This is a genomic window from Thalassobacter sp. 16PALIMAR09 (genome assembly GCF_000765485.1).
Classification (GTDB): Bacteria; Pseudomonadota; Alphaproteobacteria; order Rhodobacterales; family Rhodobacteraceae; genus Thalassobacter; species Thalassobacter stenotrophicus.
Genome location: NZ_JHAK01000002.1, coordinates 265582 through 279402 on the forward strand (window position 1 = coordinate 265582; position 13821 = coordinate 279402).

General features: G+C 60.4%; 12 protein-coding genes. 7 read left to right on the plus strand and 5 right to left on the minus strand.

The window, feature by feature from the left end:
* Positions 1-5: 5 nt before the first annotated feature.
* The 3 genes from PM04_RS05230 to PM04_RS05240 all read left to right on the plus strand — a co-directional run bounded on the left by PM04_RS05230 (position 6) and on the right by PM04_RS05240 (position 3023).
* On the plus strand, positions 6-1100 hold the full coding sequence (locus tag PM04_RS05230) for a BMP family ABC transporter substrate-binding protein (RefSeq protein ID WP_038004363.1): 1095 nt from the start codon (positions 6-8) through the stop codon (positions 1098-1100).
* Positions 1101-1293: 193 nt separating this feature from the next.
* On the plus strand, positions 1294-2367 hold the full coding sequence (locus tag PM04_RS05235; RefSeq protein WP_038004366.1) for an FAD-binding oxidoreductase: 1074 nt from the start codon (positions 1294-1296) through the stop codon (positions 2365-2367).
* On the plus strand, positions 2364-3023 hold the full coding sequence (locus PM04_RS05240) for a DUF938 domain-containing protein (protein WP_038004369.1): 660 nt from the start codon (positions 2364-2366) through the stop codon (positions 3021-3023). The genes PM04_RS05235 and PM04_RS05240 overlap by 4 nt, the downstream gene beginning before the upstream one ends.
* Before the next feature lie 57 nt (positions 3024-3080).
* Here the strand turns inward: PM04_RS05240 and PM04_RS05245 are convergent, their stop codons facing one another.
* Positions 3081-5579, minus strand: coding sequence for an FAD-dependent oxidoreductase (locus PM04_RS05245; protein WP_038004370.1), 2499 nt, complete (start codon positions 5577-5579; stop codon positions 3081-3083).
* A 158-nt stretch (positions 5580-5737) separates the two neighbouring features.
* Here PM04_RS05245 and panC point away from each other — a divergent pair, with 158 nt between their 5' ends.
* Complete coding sequence (gene panC / locus PM04_RS05250) at positions 5738-6577, plus strand: pantoate--beta-alanine ligase (protein WP_038004372.1); 840 nt, start codon at positions 5738-5740, stop codon at positions 6575-6577.
* Positions 6578-6652: 75 nt separating this feature from the next.
* Here panC and PM04_RS05255 read toward each other — a convergent pair whose 3' ends face one another.
* Positions 6653-7639 carry a D-glycerate dehydrogenase gene (locus PM04_RS05255; RefSeq protein WP_038004374.1) on the minus strand — a complete coding sequence of 329 codons (987 nt, stop codon included), beginning with the start codon at positions 7637-7639 and terminating at the stop codon, positions 6653-6655.
* A gap of 145 nt (positions 7640-7784) precedes the next feature.
* Between PM04_RS05255 and PM04_RS05260 the strand changes: the two genes are divergently transcribed.
* Entirely contained in the window at positions 7785-8300 is a 516-nt protein-coding gene (locus PM04_RS05260; RefSeq protein WP_038004376.1) for an SH3 domain-containing protein, read from the plus strand.
* Positions 8301-8304: 4 nt separating this feature from the next.
* Here PM04_RS05260 and PM04_RS05265 read toward each other — a convergent pair whose 3' ends face one another.
* Positions 8305-10323, minus strand: coding sequence for a M3 family metallopeptidase (locus PM04_RS05265; RefSeq protein ID WP_038004377.1), 2019 nt, complete (start codon positions 10321-10323; stop codon positions 8305-8307).
* A gap of 160 nt (positions 10324-10483) precedes the next feature.
* Here PM04_RS05265 and PM04_RS17615 point away from each other — a divergent pair, with 160 nt between their 5' ends.
* Positions 10484-11215 carry a Dabb family protein gene (locus tag PM04_RS17615; protein ID WP_081945923.1) on the plus strand — a complete coding sequence of 244 codons (732 nt, stop codon included), beginning with the start codon at positions 10484-10486 and terminating at the stop codon, positions 11213-11215.
* An 88-nt stretch (positions 11216-11303) separates the two neighbouring features.
* Complete coding sequence (locus tag PM04_RS17620; RefSeq protein ID WP_081945924.1) at positions 11304-11423, plus strand: entericidin A/B family lipoprotein; 120 nt, start codon at positions 11304-11306, stop codon at positions 11421-11423.
* Between the two features lie 15 nt (positions 11424-11438).
* Here the strand turns inward: PM04_RS17620 and PM04_RS05280 are convergent, their stop codons facing one another.
* Together PM04_RS05280 and lepA are read right to left on the minus strand one after the other, a co-directional pair.
* Positions 11439-11765 carry a TraR/DksA C4-type zinc finger protein gene (locus tag PM04_RS05280; protein ID WP_052068208.1) on the minus strand — a complete coding sequence of 109 codons (327 nt, stop codon included), beginning with the start codon at positions 11763-11765 and terminating at the stop codon, positions 11439-11441.
* 124 nt (positions 11766-11889) lie between these two features.
* On the minus strand, positions 11890-13686 hold the full coding sequence (lepA, locus tag PM04_RS05285; protein WP_038004379.1) for a translation elongation factor 4: 1797 nt from the start codon (positions 13684-13686) through the stop codon (positions 11890-11892).
* Positions 13687-13821 lie beyond the last annotated feature (135 nt).

The window sequence follows — 13821 nt, forward strand, 5'->3', positions numbered from 1 at the left end:
TACCCATGAAACTCACGAAACTTTTGGCATCGGCCGCACTGGCGGTTGGCCTTGCAACGACCGCATTCGCGGACGGCCACGAGAAAACCAAAGTCGGCTTTGTGTACGTCGGACCCATCGGTGACGGCGGCTGGACCTACCAGCACGATCAAGGCCGCCTTGCTGTCGAAGCTGAGTTCGGCGATGCGGTTGAAACCGTGTTCCAAGAAAGCGTCCCCGAAGGCCCCGACGCCGAGCGTGTGATGACGCAAATGGCGCTGTCTGGTGCGGACATCATCTTTACGACGTCTTTCGGTTACATGGACGCCACGAACAATGTGGCCGCCAAATTCCCAGACATCAAGTTTGAGCACGCGACAGGTTACAAACGCCTGCACGACAACGTCTCGACCTATGATGCGCGCTTCTACGAAGGCCGCGCCGTTCTGGGCCACATCGCAGGTAACATGACCGAAACCAACAAAATCGGTTACATCGCGTCGTTCCCCATTCCCGAAGTGATCCAAGGCATCAACTCTGCCTATTTGCACGCGTCCAAGGTAAACCCTGACGTCGAGATGGTCGTGATCTGGGCCTACACATGGTTCGATCCCGCCAAAGAAGCCGACGCCGCAAAAGCGATGATCGAGCAAGGCGTTGACGTGATCCTGCAACACACCGATTCCACTGCACCACAGGCCGCCGCACAGGAAGCCAACGCAAACGGTGGCCGCGTGTTCACCTTTGGTCAGGCCTCTGACATGGCTGCATTCGGTCCCAAGCCGCGCATCGCGTCGATCATCGACGATTGGTCGCCCTACTACATCAAGCGCGTTGGCCAGCTGATGGACGGCACGTATGAGCAAACTGCAAGCTGGGGCGGCATGCCCGAAGGCGAAGTGGTTATCGGTGAGATCACAGACGAAGTCCCCGCCTCGGTCAAAGCCGAAGCACTGGCGATGGTAGAGGCCATTTCCAACGGCACATACCACCCCTTCACGGGCCCTATCACCAAGCAAGACGGCACACCGTTCCTTGCAGAAGGTGAAGTCGCCACGGACGTGCAGCTGGTGACGATGGATTTCTACGTCGAAGGCATCACAGGCGACATCCCGAACTGAGTCGGGTCATGATCTAGTCGCTGAAAATGCGGCGCAATGGGGCGTGTCAGTGAAAACTGGCGCGCCCTTTTGTTTTCGCCAAGCATACAAAAGTATCTAAATCTTCATGTTGTTTCGCGAAACTGGCCCCAACTGAGATATAACTTTTGGATAGGTTGGATCACCTCTTGTTTTGTGTACTGTCCTGGGCGGAATGGATATCGATTTTTTGATTATAGGCGGCGGCATTGCCGGAACCTCCGCAGGCGCCGCGCTGTGTGCGCTCGGCTCCGTTCATCTGTGGGAGGGTGAGACCGCGCTTGGCTATCACGCCTCGGGTCGGTCTGCCGCGCTGTTTGAGGAATCCTATGGCCTTGCGGAGGTGATCGCGCTTAACAAAGCCAGCGGGCCCGTCCATCATGCCAATGGCTATACCGCGCCGCGGGGCTTGCTGTTTTTGGGGACCCCCGCGCAATCGGATGATCTGGCGCGGGATATCGCGGCTTATGGTTTGACCCCGCTTAGTCCGTCTGAGGCGACGGATATGATCCCGATCCTCAATGCGGACGCGTTGGCGGGGGCAGGGTACCACGCAGAGGCCTATGATCTGGACACTGACCGTATGGTCCAAGACGGCGCGCGTGCTATCCGCGCCGCTGGTGGGGCGACAGAGACGGGCCGAACCGTTACGGCGATTGAGAAGCTCAAGGGCGGATGGCGTGTTAGTGCCGGTGCCATCACAGTGACCGCGCGGCATGTGGTTAACGCGGCGGGCGCATGGGCGGACGGTGTTGCGGGAATGGTCGGTGTGGCCCCCGTGGGCCTGACGCCGATGCGGCGGTCTATGGCGCGGCTTGCCGCTCCGGGTGGGCTGCCCACGGCGGATTATCCCATGATGATCGGCGCAAATGAAACGTGGTACGCCAAGCCCGACGCTGGCGCGCTGCTGGTGTCTCCGGCGGAAGAAGAACCAAGCGCCCCCATGGACGCTTTCGCCGATGACATGGTGCTGGCCGAAGGGCTGGCCCGCTACCAAGAGGCCGTCACCCCCGAGGTCACGCGCCCGATGTCCACATGGGCCGGGTTGCGGACCTTTGCCCCAGATCGTCGTCTTGTGCTGGGCCGGGACCCCGCCGAGCCTTCGTTCATATGGTGCGCGGGGCAGGGCGGCTACGGCTTCCAAACGGCTCCTGCGGCGTCTCGCCTTTTGGCGGATATCGTCGGTGCCCGTCCGTCGGAACTAGATGCCACCACAGTTAACGCCTTTGCTCCGGAGCGATTTGCATGACACCAAAACCCTCCGACCGGGCGCCGAACACAGCCGCTAACCCAAACGACATCATCGCTCAGAAGTTTTCTGTCGCAGCGGAACGGAACATCAAACCAATCCAAGATGTGTTGGCCAAATACCTGCCCACCAGTGGCCGGGTGCTGGAAATCGCGTCAGGGACGGGGCAGCGCATCGTAGCGCACGGCGCGGCCTTCCCCGAGCTGATGTGGCAGCCCACGGACATCAGCGCCATGCGTCGTGCGTCTATTGAGGCGTATCGCAAGGTTATGGGCCTCGAAAACGTCCTACCGCCTGTGCATATGGATGCCTGTGCCCAAGGGTGGGCGCGGCAGCGTGGCCCGGTGGATGTGGTGATCGTGGTCAACCTTTTGCACTTGATCACAGATGCCGACATGGCCGTTTTGCTGGATGAGGCAAGCCAGAGCCTGTCGTCCAGCGGAATGCTCGCGATCTATGGACCGTTCCTGCGTGAAGGAATGACGACGTCCCAGGGCGATGCCGATTTCCATTCTGAACTTCTCGCGCGGCATGAGGGGCTTGGCTACAAGGACCTTGGCGCCGTGGCCTCGGTGCTAGAGGCGCTGCAACTGCGCGTCTCAACCTATCCGATGCCGGCCAACAATGTGATGCTGATTGCCCGTAAGGCCGACTAATCGACGAGGGCGTCCGGGGACGGCATCGCCGCCCCACGGGCCTTTGTATCAGCTACCCTAGCCGTCCTTGCGGATGGTGGCGTTCGTAGGGTCATAGGGGCTGTCGACGGTCACCTCGACAGGCCATAGCTTGTCTTGGATTTTGACCATCAGCTTAGTGCCCGGCTCTGCCAGATCAGGCCGCACATACCCCATCCCGATGGAACGCCCAAACGCCGGTGAATACCCGCCCGAGGTCAAACGCCCGACCTTGGTATCCCCTGCATACAGCGCCTCACGGCCCCACGGGTCAGCATCCGCAGGCCCATCCACCAAAAGCGTGACACATTTGGACCGGATGCCAATGGCCTCCATCGCGGCTTTGCCGTGGAAGTCCTTGTTCAGGTCCACAAAGCGGTCCAGCCCGGCCTCTAGCGGCGTCGCATCCCGGCCCAATTCGGTGCCAAACGCGCGATAGGATTTCTCCTGCCTGAGCCAGTTTTGCGCCCGTGCGCCCACCAGCTTCAGCCCATGGGGTTCACCGGCCTGCATCAGTTGGTCGAACAGATAGTTCTGCATCTCAATCGGGTGGTGCAGCTCCCAGCCCAGCTCACCGGTGTAGGCCACGCGGATCGCCATCGTGGGGCACATTTTCAACTCGATGTCCTGCGATGACAGCCACGGGAACCGCTTGTTGGACAACGCGGTTTCTGGGTTGGCATCACTGATCAAGGCACCCAATACGTCACGGGATTTTGGCCCCGCAATCGCAAACACCCCGTATTGCGATGTCACGTCCTGCAAGGTCATCGCGCCGAATTCAGCGGTCTTGTCCGCAATGGCAGCCCGCAGGAAATCAGCGTCATAGGACTGCCACGCGCCAGCGGACACAAGGTAATAACTGTCCTCGCCCCGGCGCACGATGGTGTATTCCGTGCGCGTGGTGCCCGCCGCCGTCAAAGCATAGGTCAGGTTGATACGGCCCACGCGGGGCAGCTTGTTCGTGGTGAACCAATCCAGGAATTGCGTAGCACCGGGGCCGGACAGAACGTGTTTGGTAAAGGCTGTCGCATCGATCAGGCCAACGCCCTCACGGATCGCGTGGGCCTCGTCCTTGGCATAGTCCCACCACGCCCCGCGCCGAAAGGACCGTGCGTCGTGGTCAAAGCTATCGGGCGCATCAAGCGGGCCAAAGTAGTTGGGCCGTTCCCAACCGTTGACGCAGCCAAACTGTGCCCCCAGCGCCTTTTGCCGATCATAGGCTGGCGCAGTTTTTAGCGGACGACATGCGGGGCGCTCTTCATCCGGATGGTGCAGGATGAAAACGTGGTCGTATGATTCCTCGTTCTTGCGCGCGGCATATTCCGTCGTCACCCAAGAGCCAAAGCGTTTCGGGTCGAGCGACGCCATGTCGATCTCCGCCTCACCCTCAACCATCATCTGCGCGAGGTAATAGCCCGTGCCACCCGCAGCCGTGATCCCAAAGCTAAAGCCCTCAGCCAGCCACATGTTGCGCAGTCCCGGCGCGGGGCCAACCAACGGGTTGCCATCGGGGGTATAGCAGATCGGGCCGTTGAAATCGTCCTTCAGGCCGACTTCCTCAGACGAGGGGATGCGGTGGATGAAGGACATGTATTCTTCTTCGATCCGCTCCAGATCCAGCGGGAACAGGTCCGCGCGGAAACTGTCCGGCACGCCGTATTCAAAACACGCAGGGGCGTTTTTCTCATAGGGGCCCAGGATCCAGCCGCCGCGTTCCTCACGCACGTACCACTTGGCGTCCGCATCGCGCAGCACGGGGTGCTCACCGTGGTTTTTACGGTATTCTTGCAGCATCGGGTCGGGTTCGGTCACGATGAACTGGTGTTCCACCGGGATCGCAGGGGATTTGATGCCCAACAGCTTCGCGGTGCGTTGGGCGTGGTTGCCCGTGGCGGTCACCACATGCTCTGCCTTGACGACAACCTGTTCCTCGGTCGCGACCAAGTTGCCGCCCTTGTCGGCCATCTTGGTGCAGGTGACCTCCCAGTGATCGCCCTTCCACTCATAGCCATCGACTTGCCACTTACGCTCAATCGTGACGCCGCGCTGTCGGGCGCCTTTGGCCATGGCCATCGTCACATCGGCAGGGTTGATATAGCCGTCGGTGGGGTGGAAAATCGCGCCCTCAAGGTCCTCGGTGCACACCAATGGCCACCGCTCCTTGATCTGCGCGGGCGTCATCCACTCGTAGGGCACGCCCACGGTTTCGGCCGTGGATGCGTACAACATGTACTCATCCATGCGCGCTTGGGTCTGCGCCATGCGCAAGTTGCCCACCACGGAAAAGCCCGCGTTTAGGCCGGTCTCTTCTTCCAGCGATTTGTAGAACTTCACGGAATAGTCGTGAATATGGCTTGTGGCATAGCTCATGTTGAACAGGGGCAGCAGGCCAGCGGCGTGCCAAGTCGAGCCCGAGGTCAGTTCATCGCGCTCCAGCAACATCACGTCGGACCAACCGGCTTTTGCCAAATGATAGGCGATGCCGTTGCCCACGGCGCCACCGCCAACAACGAGGGCTTTTACTTCCGTTTTCATTGCAACACTCCCGGAGATCTAGTTGCGCCTACATTGTCCAAAAATGCGCGCCGCCCACAATCCCACCCGACGCAAACCCATCCGAAAACGACCTGTTGTCAAAGTTGCGCCCTTCATGCCGCATTGATGCAGGCAACCGGGCCGGATAAGCGACGCGCATGAAAGTCGTTCACACCAAATCCGACCTGCGCGCCGCCCGCGCGTTACTGCCCGCCAACATCGGGTTTGTGCCCACGATGGGTGCTCTTCATGCGGGCCATATGGCTTTGGTGCAGGCCGCGCGCGCCGCATCCGATGCCGTGGTCGTGTCGATCTTTGTGAACCCCACACAGTTCGGCAATCCCGAAGATCTGGCCAAATACCCCGACACTCTCGCAGAGGACCTCGCCCAGTTAGAGGCCGCAGGCGTCGACCTTGTGTTCTGCCCCACAGCCGCGCAGATGTATCCCGAAGGCGCGGATACAATCGTTGAGACACCCAAACTCGCAGGTATGCTGATGGGTGCCCTACGGCCCGGCCACTTTCGAGGGGTCGCAACCGTTGTCAGCAAATTGTTCAACCTGGTTCAACCTGCCCGGGCGTGGTTTGGGCAAAAGGACTACCAACAGGTGCTCGTGATCCGGCAGATGGTTCGCGATCTCGAAATTCCGGTTGAAATCGTGGCTCACGCAACCGTGCGTGAACCCGACGGCCTGGCGATGTCCTCGCGCAACCTGCGCCTCACCGCAGAGGATCGCGCCGCCAGTACGGTCCTGTCACAGGCGCTCAATACTGCACAATCCATGGCCGCACAGGGGGCCACACCCGATCAAATCGCGGCAAAAGTCTCCGCTCAAATCACGGCAGAACCCCGCGCCACCCTACAGTCCGTAGATATCCGCGGCGCCGCAGATCTCCGCGAACTGCCCGATGCTCCACTTGCGTCCCATGCGGTCCTGTTACTCGCGGCAGATTTCGGGCCGGTCCTGCTGATCGACAACGCGATCCTCACCCCCTGATCCCTAACTCTTTGGTTCCCAAATATCCCGGGGGAAGGCCGCAGGCCGGGGGCAGAGCCCCGTACAGCATGTCCCTTACAACATACTGGGCACAACCAAGTCGGGTGGACGGTGTCCATCATCAAACGTCTTGATATTGATCAAGACCTTCTCACCCATTTCAACGCGCCCTTCATGTGTCGCCGACCCCATATGTGGCAATAGCACGACGTTGTTCAGCTCACGCAGACGTGGGTTCACGGTGCGGCCATGCTCATACACATCCAGCCCCGCACCCGCGATTTCATTGGCGCGCAGCATCCGGGTCAGTGCATTTTCATCCACGACTTCTCCGCGCGATGTGTTCACAATCACGGCCGTGGGTTTCATCAACTTCAGCCGCCGGGCGTTCATCAAGTGAAACGTCGAAGGCGTATGGGGGCAGTTGATCGACAGCACATCCATGCGCGCAATCATCTGGTCAAGGCTCTCCCAGTAGGTGGCCTCCAAGGGCTCCTCTAGGCCCGCGTGTAGGCGGCGGCGGTTGTGGTAATGCACCTGCATCCCAAAGGCCGCGGCGCGTCGCGCGACTGCCTGCCCAATTCGTCCCATTCCCAAAATACCAAGGCGCCGCCCGGCCAATCGGCCGCCCAGCAGGGCCGTGGGGGACCATCCGTCCCAATTGTCTTTCTGCATGACGGCCATGCCCTCAGGAATGCGCCGTGTGACGGACAGCATCAGGGCCATGGTCATGTCAGCCGTGTCTTCGGTCAGCACGCCGGGCGTGTTGCTGACCAAAATGCCCCGTTGCCGCGCAGTGGACACATCAATGTTGTCGACACCCGCGCCGTAGTTCGCGATCAGCTTCAGCCTGTCGCCCGCTTGCCCCAAAAGGCCTGCGTCAATCGTATCGGTGATCGTCGGTACCAAAACATCGGCGCGCGCCATCGCGGCGACCAGTTCTGCGCGGGACATCGGCGTGTCATCTTCGCGCAGCTCGACGTCAAAAAGCTCCATCATGCGGGTCTCGACCGCCTCAGGCAGTCTCCGGGTGACCACAACTGTCAGCTTTTTGCCTGCCATTTGACTGCTCTCCGTTGGATTTGTCACGCCACTGGCGCGCTGGGCTCTAGATTTATGCCCCCCATAGTGACAAACTGACAGCCACGCGCAAGGCGTGAAACGCAGCCCGAAACGGGCGCAGATCAGACGATACAGGACCTCTCACATGATGCGCAGGCTTGCGTTCGCACTACTGATCGGGCTGATGGCTTACGCGCCCACGGCGCAGGCCACCGAAGAGCCAGCCCAGCCCGCAGCCGAACGCGGCCCCGTGACCAATCTGCCCTTGCCGCGCTTTGTCTCGCTTAAGGCGGCTGAGGGCAATGTGCGGCGCGGCCCTTCGCGCACACACCGGGTGGATTGGGTGTTCAAACGGCGCAACATGCCCCTGCAAGTCGTCAGCGAATATGGCCATTGGCGGCGCGTGGTGGACCGCGATGGCGCGGGCGGCTGGATGCATTATTCGCTGCTGTCCGGGGCCCGCACCGCGCTTGTTACGCTTGATAAACTGCCCCTACACGCACGCCCCGACGCCAGTACGCGCGTCATAGCCTACGCCCAAGAGGGCGTAGTGGCGCGCTTGGGCGAATGCGCGGATGGCTGGTGTGAGGTCCGCATCAGCGGGATTGAGGGCTGGTCGCCCATGGCGCATTTGTGGGGGGCAGGCGCACCCGCCCCCTAACGCATCAAGCGGTCAACAATCCGCGTCCCTTGAGCAAAGCCTCAACCCCCGGCATCCGGCCCCGGAACTTGGTATATAGCACATCCGCCTCTTCCGAGCCGCCTGCCGACAGGATGAACTCTTCCAACTTTGCCGCAATTTCGGGGTCAAACGGACCACCTGCTTCGCCAAAAGCGTCGAACGCGTCGGCGTCCATCACTTCGGACCACATATAGCTGTAGTACCCGGCGGAATATCCGTCGCCCGCGAATACATGGGCGAAGTGCGGCGTTGCATGGCGCATCGGGATTGCGCGGGGCATGCCGATCGCCTCTAGGACTTCGGCCTGTTTTTGCATCGGGTCGGCGGGGGCGTCTGCGGCTTCGTGGAACGCCAGATCGACCAGCGCCGAGGCGACATATTCCACCGTCGAAAAGCCCATATCATAGGTCGCCGCACCCAACAGGCGGTCCAATAGGTCGCGCGGCATTGGCGCGCCGGTGTCGGCGTGGGTGGCGAATTCCTCCAATACTTCGGGCACCTCCAACCAGTGCTCATAAAGCTGGCTGGGTAGTTCTACGAAATCGCGCGCCACAGATGTGCCTGAGATCAGCCCATAGGTGACGTTCGACAGCATCTGGTGCAACGCGTGGCCAAATTCGTGGAACAGGGTGCGAGCGTCGTCATAGGACAACAGCGCGGGTTCTGATTTGGCAAAGTTGCACACGTTCACGACGATGGGTGTCACGGCACCGTCTAGTTTGGATTGTGACCGCATGGCTGAACACCACGCCCCCGACCGTTTGGAGCCACGGGCAAAGTAATCGCCGATGAAAATGGCCACCGGCGCGCCATTGCGGGTGACTTCCCAAGCGCGGGCATCGGGATGATAAAGCGGGACGTCCAGTGGCGCAAACTCCAGCCCAAACAACCGGTTGGCGCAGGCGAAAGAGGCTTCAATCATCCGGTCCAGCTGCAAATATGGCTTCAGCTCGGCCTCATCCAAATCATGCTCGGCCTTGCGCCGGATGGCCGCGTAATAACGCCAATCCCACGGCTCTAGCGGACCTTCGTAGCAGTCCTTGTGCAGCATCGCTTCTAGGATTTGCGCGTCCTCGTTGGCGGCGGATTTCGCGGGCTCCCAGACTTGCATCAACAAGCCGCGCACGGCGTCCGGCGTGCGGGCCATTTCGGTCTCAAGCTTATAGTCGGCAAAATTGGCATAGCCGAGCAGCTTGGCCCGTTCTGCCCGCAAGGCCAAAATCTCGGCGCAGATGGCGCGGTTGTCTGTGTCGCCGCCGTTCGCGCCCCGCGCGATCCATGCGGCAAAGGCCTTGGCCCGCAGGTCGCGGCGCGGCGAGAATTGCAAAAACGGTGTGATCAAAGACCGCGACAGCGTTACAATCGGACCGCCTGCCTCTTTTTCCTCACCCGCCGCGCGGGCCGAGGCTACCACGAAATCCGGCAGGCCCTCTAGGTCGTCCTCGGACAAGGGCATGAACCATGACCTTTCATCCGCCAGCAGGTTTTGGGTGAAGGTCGTGCCCAAGGTTGCGAGCCGTGATTTGACCTCTGTCAGCCGATCCCGCGCCGCGCCTTCTAGGGCTGCGCCCGAGCGGACAAAGCTGCGGTGATACAGCATCAAAACCCGTGCCTGTTCCGCGCTCAGATCTAGGTCATCACGCGCATCCCACAGCGTTTGGATGCGGGCAAATAGGGCTGCGTTGTTGGTAATTTCGCTGGCATAGGCCGACATGCGGGGGGCCAAGTCACGCATCAGCGCCTCGCGCTCGGGGTTACTGTCCGAACCCGCGATGTTGTAGAATACGCCTGCCACCCGGTCGAGCAGCTTGTCCGCACGCTCCAACGCTTCGATCGTGTTGGCGAACGTCGGCGGCTCGGTGGCCTCGGCGATCGCGGCAATCGCCGCGCGCCCTTCGGCTTCGGCGGCGTCAAACGCGGGGCCGAAATGCGCGTCGCTTATGGCGTCAAACGGGGGCAGGGCGTGAGGGGCGGTCCACTCGGCAAGCAACGGGTTGGTCATGGGAAATCTCCTTTGACCTCAAGCTAGGGGCGCGGCCCGTCCTCCGCCAGCCCTATGGCGCAAAAAGGTCCCGACCGGAGCCGTGCGAATGGGGGCTGGATTATAGCCGACAGACGGCGCACTCTGCGCGCAACAACAGGCAAAACAGGGGGCGCGCGCCATGGCTTGGTCCATTCATCACGTCAATCTAGAGGCACGCAATGTGGCTCAAACCGCTCGGTTCTATACCGAAATTCTGGGCATGACGCTGGGCACATGGGCCTTTCCCGAAACGCGCGGCTACCTTCCGGGTGATCCAGATAAGTTGGCGCTTTTGGGCGATGGGCGTGAGGGTCACACCGGCCTGCACCTCATCGCACCGGACCCTGAGTTCGCGGCCAAAAACAACATGGCCCACAACCCCAGCATTGGCGGTCACGTGGCGCTTCAGGTCGATGATCTGGACAGCGTGATTGCGCGGCTGACAGCGGCAGGCGTGCCCCATTCCGTCACCGGAGAGTTCGCAATTCCCGGCCTGCGCCACGTCTATGTCGAGGACCCAGAGGGCAACCTGCTAGAGATCAATGGCCGTCTGCGCCCAGCCCCGGTGCCTGTGCGCCACATCGTGCTGTGCCAGATCGAACCGACCATTTCGCAGGCTGAGATCGACGCACTTTGGACAAAGCTAGAGGGGCTGCGCAGCGCCGTGCCGGGCATGGGCCCGGTCCGCGCAGGCCCCAACACCAGCCCCGAGGGTGCTGCGCGCGGTTATACCCACGCCATCACCATCGACTTTGAGGATGCTGCCGCGCGCGATGCGTACCTAGCTCATCCCGATCACATTGCCGCGGGCGCAGAATTGGTCGCAATGTGTGCGGGCGGCGCGGATGGGATCTGCGTGTTGGATATCTAATAGCACCCTTTCGCCGACCTAACCCAGGGCGCTGGTCGCGCCCATTTAGATATGGTTAATACGTATGAAGACCAAAGGAGAACGCGGCATGACCCGTATTTGTGTGATGATGGCAATGTTGGTGGCGCTGACCGCCTGCGGAACAATCCAAGGCGTGGGCCGTGACATCACGAGTGCCGGACAGGCCATCGAACGCGCGGTTCAATAGCGACCCGTCCCCGTGTTACCGCGCGCAGTTTCGACACAGCGACGCGGTGGGCACGGCCTCCAGACGCGCGACTGAAATAGCCTCACCGCACTTTTGACAAATGCCGTATTCGCCGGTCTCGATCCGGGCGAGGGCGGCATCAATCGCGCGAACCTCTTGGGCGTCATGGACGCCAAGCGCTTCCATCACCTCATCTCCCTGCCGCTCAGTGGCGGCATCCTCCACGTCTCGGGGGGCAGGTTTGTCGAGGTCCCGCTCAATGATCTGCATCTGACGGGTCAGCTGATCACGTCGATCCAACAGGCGGGCTTTTATTTCGGCATAGGTTGGGCTTGCGGCCATGGGTTCATCCTCCGTTATGCGGATGAACTATGCGCCCGGCCTCAGACGCTCGCGTTGATATGGGTCAACTGGCTCGGTGGCTGTGCGCTCCACAGGGCCAGCACAGCCGCCAAAACGGACAGCCTTAGCTGTCCATTTTCAGTGCATTGATAAACGCCTGCTGCGGAATTTCGACCTTGCCGAACTGGCGCATCTTTTTCTTACCGGCTTTCTGCTTTTCAAGAAGCTTCTTCTTCCGTGTGGCGTCACCGCCATAACACTTAGCAGTCACGTCTTTGCGCATGGCTGAAAGGGTTTCACGCGCGATCACTTTGCCGCCGATGGCCGCTTGGATCGGGATTTTGAACATGTGGCGCGGGATCAACTCCTTGAGCTTTTCGACCATCGCGCGGCCACGTGTTTCGGCCCGCTCGCGGTGCACCATCATCGACAACGCGTCCACTGGCTCATCGTTTACCAGCACCGACATCTTAACCAAATTGTCTTCGCGGTAACCAATCATTTGGTAATCGAACGAGGCATAGCCCTTTGTCACCGACTTCAGGCGGTCATAGAAATCAAACACCACCTCGTTCAGCGGCAGGTCATAAACCACCATCGCCCGCGAACCCGCATACGTCAGGTCCAGTTGTAGGCCGCGCCGATCTTGGCACAGTTTCAGAACGTCGCCCAAATACTCATCAGGCACGAGGATCGTGGCCTTAATCCGCGGCTCTTCGATGTGATCCACAAGGGTCAGGTCGGGCATGTCCGCAGGGTTATGCAGCTGCTCAACCGTGCCATCCTTCATGTGAATATCATAAATCACGCTTGGCGCGGTGGTGATCAGGTCGATGTCATATTCGCGCTCAATCCGGTCACGGATCACTTCAAGGTGCAGCAACCCTAGGAAACCACAGCGAAAACCGAACCCAAGAGCCGCGGACGTTTCCATCTCAAAGCTGAAGGACGCATCGTTCAGCGCAAGCTTATCGATGCTGTCGCGCATGTCCTCAAACTGGGCGGCGTCCACGGGGAACAGCCCACAAAACACAACCGGTTGCGCGGGCTTAAAGCCGGGCAGTGCCTCAACCTCGGACTTTTGGTGCGTGATCGTATCACCCACACGCGTATCGCGAACCTGCTTGATGGAGGCCGTTAGGAACCCGATTTCACCGGGGCCGAGGCTATCGATTTCGGCCATCGCAGGCCGGAACACGCCGATCCGATCCACATGGTGCACGGTCCCGTTCGACAAAAACTTAACGCGTTCACCCTTTTTCAGGCGACCATCGATAACGCGGACCAAAACGATCACGCCCAGATACGAATCATACCAGCTGTCCACCAGCATGGCCTTTAGCGGCGCATCCGGGTCGCCCTTGGGCGCGGGCAGATGTTTGACAATGGACTCAAGGGTTTCGCGGATGCCAACACCGGTCTTGGCCGAAACCTGAATGGCCTCAGAGGCATCAATCCCGATCACATCTTCAATCTGCTCCGCCACGCGTTCACAATCGGACGCAGGCAGGTCGATTTTGTTCAAAACCGGCACGATTTCGTGGTCCGCGTCAAGCGCGTGGTACACGTTGGCCAGCGTCTGCGCCTCAACACCTTGTGTGCTGTCGACCACCAGCAATGATCCCTCAACCGCACGCATCGAGCGGGAGACCTCATAGGCAAAGTCGACGTGGCCGGGGGTGTCGATCAGGTTCAGCACATAGTCCTGACCATCATCGGCGGTGTAGTCGATCCGCACGGTGTTGGCCTTGATCGTGATGCCGCGCTCACGCTCAATGTCCATGGAATCAAGCAGTTGCTCTTTCATGTCCCGAACGGCGACGGTGTTCGTCTCCTGAATTAGGCGATCAGCGAGCGTGGATTTCCCGTGGTCGATGTGCGCGACGATGGAAAAATTGCGGATTTTATCGAGGTCGGTCATGATGGGGATATGATGCGGTTTTCGGGCTTGGTCAATGGTGGAGATGCGGGACGGTAAAGGCGTCTGTTAACGGCCGTGAAAATAGGGGTCTGGTGGTCTGGTTTGCGCAGGGCCTAAGCGCCCGCTGATCAGCCA

What these genes read in the sequence shown, in the direction of transcription:
- PM04_RS05230 (WP_038004363.1), top strand. Translation starts at nt 6, where the DNA reads ATGAAACTCACGAAACTTTTGGCATCGGCCGCACTGGCGGTTGGCCTT.
- PM04_RS05235 (WP_038004366.1), top strand. Translation starts at nt 1,294, where the DNA reads ATGGATATCGATTTTTTGATTATAGGCGGCGGCATTGCCGGAACCTCC.
- PM04_RS05240 (WP_038004369.1), top strand. Translation starts at nt 2,364, where the DNA reads ATGACACCAAAACCCTCCGACCGGGCGCCGAACACAGCCGCTAACCCA.
- PM04_RS05245 (WP_038004370.1), bottom strand. Translation starts at nt 5,579, where the DNA reads ATGAAAACGGAAGTAAAAGCCCTCGTTGTTGGCGGTGGCGCCGTGGGC.
- panC (WP_038004372.1), top strand. Translation starts at nt 5,738, where the DNA reads ATGAAAGTCGTTCACACCAAATCCGACCTGCGCGCCGCCCGCGCGTTA.
- PM04_RS05255 (WP_038004374.1), bottom strand. Translation starts at nt 7,639, where the DNA reads ATGGCAGGCAAAAAGCTGACAGTTGTGGTCACCCGGAGACTGCCTGAG.
- PM04_RS05260 (WP_038004376.1), top strand. Translation starts at nt 7,785, where the DNA reads ATGATGCGCAGGCTTGCGTTCGCACTACTGATCGGGCTGATGGCTTAC.
- PM04_RS05265 (WP_038004377.1), bottom strand. Translation starts at nt 10,323, where the DNA reads ATGACCAACCCGTTGCTTGCCGAGTGGACCGCCCCTCACGCCCTGCCC.
- PM04_RS17615 (WP_081945923.1), top strand. Translation starts at nt 10,484, where the DNA reads ATGGCTTGGTCCATTCATCACGTCAATCTAGAGGCACGCAATGTGGCT.
- PM04_RS17620 (WP_081945924.1), top strand. Translation starts at nt 11,304, where the DNA reads ATGACCCGTATTTGTGTGATGATGGCAATGTTGGTGGCGCTGACCGCC.
- PM04_RS05280 (WP_052068208.1), bottom strand. Translation starts at nt 11,765, where the DNA reads ATGGCCGCAAGCCCAACCTATGCCGAAATAAAAGCCCGCCTGTTGGAT.
- lepA (WP_038004379.1), bottom strand. Translation starts at nt 13,686, where the DNA reads ATGACCGACCTCGATAAAATCCGCAATTTTTCCATCGTCGCGCACATC.